The following is a 10,667-nucleotide window of genomic DNA, read 5'->3' as shown; positions in this document are numbered from 1 at the left end:
CTTCTTTTTGAGTTTTAACACTCACATTTTGGCACTTAGATGCCGCGAAAGCTGGAGCGTCCATCTCATTATCCCTGTCTGCTTTCCCCTGGCCTTATTCGTTCGCTTGGCCGATAAGATGCGCTGTTTAAGGTCAAGGTCAACAGACAGAGTAAAACTGCTTTTTACCAGGAGCCTTTGGGGATTTGCGGGGTGTGGCACCAGTTGCGGTATTGGTTGATGCCGCCGTCTGGGGAGGTGAAGCCGATACAGCCCAGGATCGAGTCGAACAGTTTTACGTGCGATACCGGCGTTTTGTCTTTAGCCAGTTGTTGTAGCTGGTTAAAGGCGACGCGGTTGTCGTCGTTGGATAAGAACTTGTCCGATGCCCATACCATGATGGGCACAGCGCGTTGTTCCGGTGGAGCAATGTCACGCGGGGTGCCGTGGAAATGCATATTGCGCGATATCGATTCTCCGTGATCGGAGGCGTAGAACACAATCGCATTACGGTTACGCAGTTGGTTAAACACCTGCTCGAGGAAGTAATCGGTGTAAAGCAGCGAGTTGTCGTAAGCGTTAACCATCTCTTCGGTCGAACACGAATCATCAATCCCCATACATTCCGGCTGATAACGGGCAAAGCTGCGCGGGTAACGCTCGGAATAAAGATAATGCGACCCTTTGGTATGCAAGATAATCAGATGCTTGCCGTCCGGGTGATTAGTAATTGAATCTTTTACTTCATCGATCAGTAGCATGTCATCGATAGGCTTGCCAACATTACGCTTTTCGGCGGCAATATCCTCACGTAGAGAATAGTCAACGGCTCGGGTCTGGTTATAGAACCAGGCTTCACTTTGCATTGAATAAAGGTCAGAGGTGAAACCTTCATTTTTCAATACCGAGAAAACATTCATCTCTTTTAAGGTGCGTTGTGGCGTGTCGGTTGTTCCCCCTTCACGTACAAACATGCAGCGCAAAGAGAGCTTGGTCGCCGTGTCACAGGAATAGCCCTGAAGCGCAGCCAGATTTTTTTCTTTCGCCAGATTTGGCGTGTTATCGCGGGAATAGCCGTAAATTCCCATATGGTCACGGCGTGCGCTTTCACCAATCACGAACACCACATACAGATCATTCACATCTTTTGGTGGGTCGTAGGTGAAATGCTTACTTGGATCAAACAGGTTTTTCGCATCCTCAGCATTGCTGTAGGTGCTGTAAACAAACAACCCGAACGCTGAGAGCCAATTTGAAGGCGAGTAAGTACCAGCCACTACGCCGCCATAGCTGGCCATCATGCGATTGTTAATCCGATCGTGTGAGTCCTGTACATCACCCATCAATTTTAGTGGCGCCCAGCATAACAATGCCGCCGCAACCAAAGACAAGGCGTTAGTTGAGACGCGTCGCAGCGTTGTCTCACGTAGCGCCGCACCGGGCATTTTACTGCCCCACAGTAATACGATGGGCGGCAAACTCAGCAGTACTATCCAGATAATAAAATGCGTGCCCACCGCTTCTTTAGAGAGGTCGATAGAATCACTGGCTAATGCCGAGGCTAAAATGCCATAACCGATGTTGACGTTGAACATGATCATGTAATAACCCGCCGCCGTTGACGACAGGACAATCAAGCTCAGTAAGAGGCGATAAAGCGTTTTCCCCGTGAAGGAGAATAGCTGCGTCAAGAAGTAAACCAGCGAAAATATCGCCAGCATTTCAACGGCTATCGATAATGCATTGTCGTAATACAGTTGCGAATAACGGCGGAAAAAGATCGGCAGATTAAGCAGAATTCCCAGATAAAGTGCAATGAAAAGCGAAATCTTCTGTTGTGATAATAATCTTAATTTTTGCATCGGTCAGTAGGTGCTCTTAGCAAAATATAAGCTGATGGAATATCCTCAGCACATACCAAAGCTTGAGTATTGATGTAAGTAGACTCTGGTAACTGACTCTGACCGGTGGAAAAGATAATTCGTTCTATCTTCTCGAGTTTAATCTCAGTTAAGATGTAATATTTTATGTATTCCCTTGCATATCAATTATTTAAATAAACAAAAAATGATCGATTATTTTATAGTCATTTAGGGTTTATTTATAATCAATATGCTAGCAGTACACTTATCTACCTGACCGCAACATTAGGGAAATGCAGCGTAAAACGTATTTTCCCAGCGGCCAGGTTCTGCACAGTCACCTGCCCTTGGTGCAGCGCCATAATCGCCCGCACAATAGAAAGCCCCAGACCATTAGAATGCCCGCCTTCGCTGCGTGACGGGTCAGCGCGATAAAAACGGTCAAACAGCTTATCGAGTTTTTCTGGCGCAATGGATGTGCCGTGATTATCAACGTGAATTAATATATTGCTGCTGTGTTGTTCAACCCACACATTCACCGGGCTCTGCGCATCGCCATAATGAATTGCATTAGCAACCAAATTACTCAACGCCCTCTGGAACAACAATGCGTCGGCATAGAGTGTGCCTTGCCCCTGACAATGCAACCTGATGCCGCGTTCTTCCGCTAACCCCTCAAAATAGTCACTCACTCTTTGCGTTTCTAAAGCCAGTGCCAAGGGTGCAATGGTCAGCACCGAGTGCGCATGCGACGCTCGAGCTAAAAACAGAATATTCTCCACCATCCGAGAAATACGCTCGAGTTCCTGCATATTATTCGCCAGTAAGGTTTCATATTCATCGACGGTGCGGACTTGATATAACGCCACCTGGCAGTGCCCCATCAGCGCGCCGACCGGCGTGCGGATTTCATGGGCCAAATCGGCTGAAAACTGAGTTAAACGCTGATAACCATCGGCTAATCGGTCAAGCATGGCATTAAAAGAGAGGATCAGTTGCTGGAGTTCAAGCGGCGCATTATTCGTGCTCAAGCGAGTTGATAAGCTAGTGGGATCAATACCTGCGGCTTCTTCGGCCATCTTGCGCAAAGGATGTAATCCACGGCGGATCACCACAAAACCAAGGCCAGCAATCAGTAGGTAAGCAATCACCACTGAGGAGATGATTTCCAGACGAAATCTTGCCAGCATGCGTGCTTCACCGTTCATAAAATGCGCGGCTAATACATTGACGATACAACCATCGCGCATTTTGACCAGCGCCGCAGTAAACATAACCGGCGTGCCGTCTGGCGCATCAAGGTAATGAATGCTTTTCGCTGAAATAAGTTGGTCTTCAACGACCGGCACAATATCGGGCAAGACCAAACCGGAAGGATTAACATTAATGAGAGCGGACTGACCTAGCACGTTGAAACGTAAAATATCCTGCTCATTACCCAGCATATTCTCAAATAGACTGGGATTATGGCTCAGCTCAGGTAACGGAAAATCTTTGGCGAGCAAACGCCGGAAATACTCCACGCGACCGCTCAACTGCGCCTCGCCGCGATGCGTCATCTCGTCTTTCATGGCGTAATAAAGATAAATCCCTACCGCGCTGACCACCATAGAAGCAAGCAAGGCGAATAACAGTGCCGATCTGAGGGTAAGGGATAATCCGCGTCCAGGCGATTGGCTGCCGAAGAGATTACTCATAATCACGTACTTCACAGACATAGCCAATACCACGCACCGTATGAATCAGCTTCACATCAAAAGCACGGTCAATTTTGGCCCGCAGACGTTTTATGGCGACATCCACCACGTTGGTATCACTATCAAAGTTCATGTCCCAGACCTGCGAGGCGATCATGGTACGCGATAACACTTCGCCTTCACGACGCATCAGCAAATGCAGCAACATAAATTCTTTATTGGTTAAAGGAATTACGGTTTCCATTCTCGTCACTTTGCGGCGCAACACATCTAAATACAGATCGGCAATCGCATAAGTATCGGCTTCACGTACCGTGCCACGACGCAGTAAAGTACGGATACGCAACATCAACTCGGTAAAAGAGAAAGGCTTTACCAGATAATCATCAGCACCTAGTTCAAGCCCGTGGATACGGTCCTGTACTTCATCGCGAGCGGTCAAAAACAGTACCGGCACATCACTTTTTTTGCGCAGGACTTCCATCACTTGCCAGCCATTCAATCCTGGCAACATAACATCCAAAATAATGGCGTCGTAATTCTCCTCTAGCGCCATGAACAGGCCATCAGCGCCGTTGCGGGCCAAATCGACCCGATAACCCGCCTCACCCAAGCCCTTTTTCAGGTAGTCGCCAGTGCTGACATCATCTTCAATAACCAGTATCCGCATACAGGCTCCACAAGGGTAAAAATCATGTATACCCAAGAAACTTCAAGATACAGGGTATAGATAAGAAAACTACGTAGCAGGTTTACTCCACGAAGTTTACCAATCTTTGCCTCAACCGTTGATGACAATATTGTCATCAAAATGTCATCACCCTAACCCTTTCCATCATCCACTCTGAGCGTGACACACATCCAAATAAGCACGATTTAGCTGTGTTATACCCGAACTACATAAGAAATTTATCGCCACACTTCCCTATGCAAACTATCTGGAGAACAACATGATTAGGTCTTCCCGTATCGCTAGCTTATTGCTTTCATCGTTATTGGTCTCTTCGTTAACTCTCGCGAGCGGTGCGTTTGCCGCTGATGCCGTACACCCCATTTCACCAACGCGCGGCACAATTGACTCCGTCACGCCAACGTCAATCGAAGTGACTACGCGCCAAGGACAAAAACTGGATGTACAGTTGACCGAGCAAACTAAAGTCACCCAAGTGACCAAAGGGAAAATGTCAGATATACAGCCGGATAGTTTCATCGGGACTGCCGCCGTTCCACAAGCGGATGGCACGCTCAAAGCCTTAGAAGTTCACGTATTTGCGCCGAGTCTGCGTGGCAGCGGCGAAGGCTTTAATCCTTTTGAATCTGCCGATGGCAAAATCAATACCATGACCAATGGCACCGTGGGCAAACTGGTTAATAGCAATGGCCGCACCTTAACGGTCAAATATCAAAATGGCGAGAAAACCGTTGTCGTGCCTGATGATGTTCCGGTTGTACTGCTCGCACCAGCCGATCGCAGCCTGTTGAAAGCGGGTGCGCATATTGTCCTATTTGCAACCAAAGATGCTCAAGGCACTTTAACCGCACGCGGTATTGCCGCAGGCAAGGACGGCGTTGTTCCACCGATGTAATTAATTTGAGTCTGATAGCCAACACACTGTTGGACAAGGTAGTGATCCCGTCTGGCAGTGTGTTAATAGCAAAAATCTCGACTCTCTGCCCATTAATCAGGAGCTGACGATGCGTCATAAAAAAGCCCACTCCTTGCCCGTTCGCCTCACTCATTGGGTTAATTTCTTCGCCATGATTGGCATGGTATCTAGCGGATGGGGGATCTATAACGCCGATCCTTTATTTGATAATTTTAGTTTTCCGCAAAAGGCTACGCTCGGCGAATGGCTCGGCGGCAATATTGGCTGGCATCTGGCTATTATGTGGTTTTTAGTCGCCAACGGGCTGCTTTATCTCATTTGGGGATTTTGCAGCGGCCATTTTAAACGTGATTTCCTGCCGGTGACGCCAGCATCAATATGCCAAGACATCCGACGCGCAGTGACCTGGCGTTTGCCGCACAAATCAGGGCATTACAACGCGATACAAAAAATCATGTATATCGGCGTATTACTGCTCGGTGTACTGATGGTGTTATCGGGATTATCGATGTGGAAACCGGTGCAACTAAGCTGGCTGGCAAAATTAATGGGCGGATTTGATACTGCTCGTTACCTGCATTTTTTCGGGATGAGCGGCATTGTTTTATTTGTCGTTGTGCATGTTTTCATGGTGATTATGGTACCTAAAACGCTACCAGCCATGATAACCGGCGGCAAAAAAGAAGGTGACACCGATGCCTGAGAAATCTAAACGGCCTAAAGTCATACTTGAGCCAGACCAGCGCAAACAACTGGTTAATATTCAACGCCGCTTGTTTTTACGATCTGGACTCACGCTCGGTGCGGTATCGATGCTGACAGGTTGTAATATGCAAGATGGTGATGAGGTTGATAAAGTGTTGTGGGCGATGTCGCGCTGGAATGACCGTGTACAAGGCTGGTTATTTAGTGGTACCAAACTGGCACAGACTTATCGCGCCGATCAGATCACCAAACCTTTCCGCTTTAACGCCTACTACCCAGAATATAATGTGCCAGAAATCGATATCCCTAATTACCGGCTTGAGGTCTCTGGCAAGGTACAAAAGAAAACTCCGTGGACATTAGAGCAATTACAACGTTTGCCACAGAGCAGCCAAATTACCCGCTTAATTTGTATTGAAGGATGGAGTGCCATCGGTCAATGGAGCGGCGTGCCACTTAAGGTATTTCTTGAGCACGTTGGGGCCGATCTGAATTCGAAATATGTTGGTTTTAAATGTGATGATCGTTACTACTCGAGTATTGATATGGCGACGGCGCTGCATCCACAAACAATTTTAGCCCTGGATTTTGGTGGTGAACCATTGCCACCAGACTTCGGTTACCCGCTACGGTTGCGTATGCCAACTAAGTTGGGCTTTAAGAATGCCAAACATATCGGCGCTATTTTTGTCACCGATGACTATCCTGGCGGGTATTGGGAGGATCAAGGCTACAACTGGTTTAGCGGAATCTGAGTTGGAATTGTCATCGACAATAGCGGAATGCGTGAGCAGTAGTCAGAAATAAAAATCCGCCCCTTGAGGCGGATTTTTCAGATCATCGCAATGTCAGCAAGTGACGCGCGTTGTTCTGTTAAATTAGAAGCTGTAACCAACGCCAGCGATCCAAGTACCAACGTCTGTGGTGCGGATACGAGACTGCTCATAAGAGAAGTCCAGAGCAACGTTCTGGATTGGGTTGAATTGCAGACCCGCACCGTAAGAGAAGCCAACGTCGCTTGAAGAATTTTTATCACGCAGATCGGTAGAGCTTGAATTGTCGTTGTTTTGGAATTTACCGAAGCCAATACCTACAACACCGTAGATGCTTGCCCAGTCGTTCAGACGGTAAGCAGGACCAGCGGTGATGCCGTAGTATTGTGACTTGCTGTAGTTGTCACCGTCGTTGTACGCGTTCTTAGTGATGTAAGTGAAAGAACCGATAACGCCCAGTGGGTTGCTATCTTGCTCGTAACGGTATTTCAAGTTGAAGCCGTTAGCTTTGTTCACTACGCCTTGCATATCACCTTGAGCATAACCACCAGTTACGGTGCTAGTACCAGCGAATGCACTTGAAGAACCTAAAGCTACTAAGCAAGCTAATGCTGAAAGACACGCAATTTTTTTCATAAATCACCTCAAAATGGGAACCAAAAAACCTTCACCGTGAAAATATACCAAAAAGCGTTGTGAAACTCTGCCTGATATAAGGTGTCCAATGCGTCATATGATGTAACGTAAAGTTTCCAATTAATAAAAAGTCATTGTTTTTAAACAAATTTTAAGACTTAAGAATATAAGGAAAACTTATTGAACTTTTTTAGATTAGCAGATAAATCTTAAAAAGACGCGTGGTTTTTAGTCAATTAATGTCAAGAAAAGGCCTGAATCGATCTATTTTAAAATTTTTTTTACGTTTTTCTGTCATAAGATTCCTCTACACTAGCGGCCATTTTATCAAAGCCGCCACACACATCATTAAATTGTCATGTCTATGTATTAGCCATAACGCTTAAACTGAGTAAGGGATAACCACACAGTGAAAAACCAGTCCGATGCTATCTCTTCAAATCATTCAGCCCCTCTTGCCGCTACCCTCCCTAAACCTAGTTCACCTTTAGTAGCGATCTGTTTATTACTTGTCGCCATGCTTTCATTACAAGGGGGAGCCGCTCTGGCGAAATCGCTGTTTCCGATCGTCGGCCCGCAGGGCGTTACCGCTCTTCGTCTGGGGATGGGTGCCATTATTCTCTTATTCTATTTTAGACCCTGGCGCCTAAAAATAAGTGGCGGCAACTTCCGCGCGTTATTAATTTACGGACTGGCGCTCGGTTGTATGAACTATGTCTTTTATTTATCGCTTCGCACCGTTCCGCTGGGTATTGCGGTGGCATTGGAGTTTACCGGGCCGCTGGCTGTCGCCATGTTCTCCTCCCGACGAGCGATTGATTTTCTTTGGGTCATTCTGGTGGTTGCTGGCCTCTATTTCTTATTGCCGATTGGACACGGCGTAAGTGATGTTGATCTGCTAGGTGCATGCTATGCATTGATAGCTGGGGCCTGCTGGGCGGTCTATATTATTTTTGGTAAGAAAGCAGGCAGCAGTTATGGGCCAGGCACGGCAGCATTAGGTTCAATGATTGGCGCATTAATCTTCTTCCCGGTTGGCATGATTCAGGCGGAGAGTTCGATCTTCAGCATGGCGGTACTGCCGTTGGGATTAGCCATTGCCCTACTCAGCTCCGCAATGCCTTACTCGTTAGAGATGATGGCGCTGACCCGCTTGCCAGCAAAAACCTTTGGTACGTTAATGAGTCTGGAACCCGCTATCGCGGCACTTTCCGGGATCATTTTCCTCGGCGAAGAGCTTAAAGCCATGCAGTGGTTGGCACTAGCGGCCATCGTTGTTGCCTCCGCAGGCTCGACGTTGACCATGCAACGCAAAGCTAAAATTGTCCCCGTCGAGATAAAAAACACCGCCGATCGTCCCTCGTAAGAGAAACACCACAACTTTTGACACAGAAAGAATGAGCTTTCTGTGTCATCTCTCCAGCGCCATACAAGATTTGGGCACAAAATCTGAACGGCGCAAAAATGCGGCTCCTTATACTGATTTCATAGAACAGCACCGGCTGTTCATTTACTCATGCAAATGGAGTCGCATCATGAAAACATCTCAAACCAAAGTAGCCACATTGCTGATTGGTCTCGCCGCTGGGGGAATACTGGCCGACCAGGCCACAGCCTGTACCCGCGTTTTTTTAAACAATTATCCCGGATATATGATCAGTGCTCGTAATCTGGACTTTTTCGGTCCTGTCGATCCCGCTTTAGTGATCACGCCAAGAGGCGTGGATCATAATGGCGGTGATAACCCGAAAGCCGCAAAATGGAAAACACGTTACGGCAGCGTTGTTATTTATGCCGATGGTGTATTTCCGATGGATGGTATGAATGAAAAAGGCCTCGCAGGCCACACGCAGTATTACGCCAACGGCAGCCAGATTCAGACGAGCAACAAAGACAAACCGGTATTAGAAAGCCGCGCGTGGCTCTCTTATATTTTGGATAATTTCTCGACCGTTAACGAAGCGGTTAGCGCGATTAAAAATGATGTCAGGCTTGAAGCCAAGAGAATGCCGATAGATTACGCCTCGGATACTAAGCATATTGCCATTGAAGACCTCAGCGGTGACTCGGCCATTATTGAGATAGATAACGGCAAGGTGAATATTTACCACGATAAAAGCTATCAGGTAATGACCAATCAACCCTCTTTTGATAAGCAGCTGATCAATTGGGCAAAGTATAAAAATGCTCCTCGTGAGAAAATCCCCGGCGGTCAAGAACCCGATCAGCGTTTTGTGCGCGCCAGTTTTAATTTGAAGAACGTACCCCAGCCAGATAATAAAGATCAGGCTCAAGGATTTATCCTATCGGTAGTCAACAATGTTGCCGATCCTATTGGCTACCCAGAGTCCAAAGAGGAGCAAAAAGAGTTAGCAGTTTATGAGCAATACACCAAGCACCCTGAGCAAAATAAAGGCGATGCGACTTACTGGACCACCATTGCCGATCTCAGCCATCATGAGTATCACTTCAAATCGGTGTTTGCCGCCTCACAAGTTTGGGTAGACCTCGGGCAGATTAACTTCGACGCCCAGCAGCCGGTACGTCAAATCAAGCATCTGGCTAATTACGCGCAAAAAGGGTGGGAAGGCAATATTTTGACCAAAGCGGAACCAGTGAAGCCTTAAGTTGAAAAATCAAAACCACGCGGCCCGGCGTGGTTTTACTAACGCCATAATTAAAAATCAAACCAAAACAATGAATTAACACATTAAAAAATAATCATCATTATTTTTTCGTTTTCATGCATCCAAAACACTCGGTTGATTCGTATGTAGAGATGTGAGGCCAAGTCTTCATCGCTTTAGGCCTCATCAACTCAACCTAAATAAGGATTACATCATGAAAACGCTTATCCGTACCGCTCTGTGTGCTTCGCTGATGTTTAGCACTGCGTCAATGGCAGCAATGATGTCTGGCACCACGATGGTCGGTGGGGCTGCAATGTACCCATCAAAAAATATCGTTGAGAATGCAATAAACTCCAAAGATCACACAACATTAGTCGCCGCCGTAAAAGCCGCCGGGCTGGTGGATACGCTCGCCAGCAAAGGGCCTTTTACTGTGTTTGCTCCAACCAATGCCGCATTCGCCAAACTCCCCGCCGGTACCGTGGATAATCTGCTAAAACCAGAAAACAAAGCCACCCTCACCAGCGTCCTTACCTATCATGTTGTCGCCGGTAAATATGAGATGAAAGATCTAGAAAAGCTGCTGAAAAAAGGTGGCGGCAAAGCCGAGCTGAAAACGGTCAATGGCCAAGCATTATGGTTAATAAGTAATGGCCCACATAATATTCAACTACAGGATGCTAAGGGTGATGTGGCCAATATCAGTACCTACGATGTGCAGCAGAAAAATGGCGTGATCGATGTTATCGATACTGTGCTGATGCCGAAATAAAACCGA

Annotated in this window: 10 protein-coding genes; 6 read left to right on the top strand and 4 right to left on the bottom strand. The window is 47.0% G+C overall.

Features of this window, described 5'->3' with window-relative positions; genetic code table 11:
• Positions 1-164: 164 nt before the first annotated feature.
• The 3 genes from eptB to ACL9RG_RS15820 all read right to left on the bottom strand — a co-directional run bounded on the left by eptB (position 165) and on the right by ACL9RG_RS15820 (position 4,208).
• Positions 165-1,841: a kdo(2)-lipid A phosphoethanolamine 7''-transferase gene (gene eptB, locus ACL9RG_RS15830; RefSeq protein WP_422793575.1), complete on the bottom strand. Its 1,677-nt coding sequence runs from the start codon at positions 1,839-1,841 to the stop codon at positions 165-167.
• 269 nt (positions 1,842-2,110) lie between these two features.
• A complete protein-coding gene (locus tag ACL9RG_RS15825) occupies positions 2,111-3,559 on the bottom strand; it encodes a heavy metal sensor histidine kinase (protein WP_422793574.1) in 1,449 nt (482 codons plus the stop codon).
• Positions 3,531-4,208, bottom strand: coding sequence for a heavy metal response regulator transcription factor (locus ACL9RG_RS15820; protein WP_422793573.1), 678 nt, complete (start codon positions 4,206-4,208; stop codon positions 3,531-3,533). The genes ACL9RG_RS15825 and ACL9RG_RS15820 overlap by 29 nt, the downstream gene beginning before the upstream one ends.
• Positions 4,209-4,488: 280 nt before the next feature.
• Here ACL9RG_RS15820 and ACL9RG_RS15815 point away from each other — a divergent pair, with 280 nt between their 5' ends.
• The 3 genes from ACL9RG_RS15815 (at position 4,489) to ACL9RG_RS15805 (ending at position 6,605) form a co-directional block, all read left to right on the top strand.
• Positions 4,489-5,124, top strand: a complete 636-nt coding sequence (locus ACL9RG_RS15815) for a hypothetical protein (protein WP_422793572.1) — start codon at positions 4,489-4,491, stop codon at positions 5,122-5,124.
• 109 nt (positions 5,125-5,233) lie between these two features.
• The gene (locus tag ACL9RG_RS15810) at positions 5,234-5,848 is read left to right on the top strand and encodes a cytochrome b/b6 domain-containing protein (protein ID WP_422793571.1); all 615 of its coding nucleotides are present in this window, start codon (positions 5,234-5,236) and stop codon (positions 5,846-5,848) included.
• A complete protein-coding gene (locus ACL9RG_RS15805) occupies positions 5,841-6,605 on the top strand; it encodes a molybdopterin-dependent oxidoreductase (RefSeq protein WP_422793570.1) in 765 nt (254 codons plus the stop codon). Before ACL9RG_RS15810 ends, ACL9RG_RS15805 begins: the two co-directional genes overlap by 8 nt.
• A 123-nt stretch (positions 6,606-6,728) precedes the next feature.
• Here the strand turns inward: ACL9RG_RS15805 and ompX are convergent, their stop codons facing one another.
• Positions 6,729-7,259 carry an outer membrane protein OmpX gene (gene ompX, locus ACL9RG_RS15800; protein ID WP_422793569.1) on the bottom strand — a complete coding sequence of 177 codons (531 nt, stop codon included), beginning with the start codon at positions 7,257-7,259 and terminating at the stop codon, positions 6,729-6,731.
• 430 nt (positions 7,260-7,689) lie between these two features.
• Between ompX and rhtA the strand changes: the two genes are divergently transcribed.
• From rhtA to ACL9RG_RS15785, 3 genes are all read left to right on the top strand, one after another.
• Positions 7,690-8,625, top strand: coding sequence for a threonine/homoserine exporter RhtA (gene rhtA / locus ACL9RG_RS15795; RefSeq protein ID WP_422793589.1), 936 nt, complete (start codon positions 7,690-7,692; stop codon positions 8,623-8,625).
• A gap of 169 nt (positions 8,626-8,794) precedes the next feature.
• Positions 8,795-9,886, top strand: coding sequence for a linear amide C-N hydrolase (locus tag ACL9RG_RS15790; protein WP_422793568.1), 1,092 nt, complete (start codon positions 8,795-8,797; stop codon positions 9,884-9,886).
• Between the two features lie 214 nt (positions 9,887-10,100).
• A complete protein-coding gene (locus tag ACL9RG_RS15785; RefSeq protein ID WP_422793567.1) occupies positions 10,101-10,661 on the top strand; it encodes a fasciclin domain-containing protein in 561 nt (186 codons plus the stop codon).
• The last annotated feature ends 6 nt before the right edge of the window (positions 10,662-10,667 follow it).

Origin of the sequence: Rouxiella sp. Mn2063 (assembly GCF_049319665.1) — a bacterium.
GTDB lineage: Bacteria > Pseudomonadota > Gammaproteobacteria > Enterobacterales > Enterobacteriaceae > JBMOUD01.
This window is presented reverse-complemented; position numbering and strand designations above follow the sequence as displayed.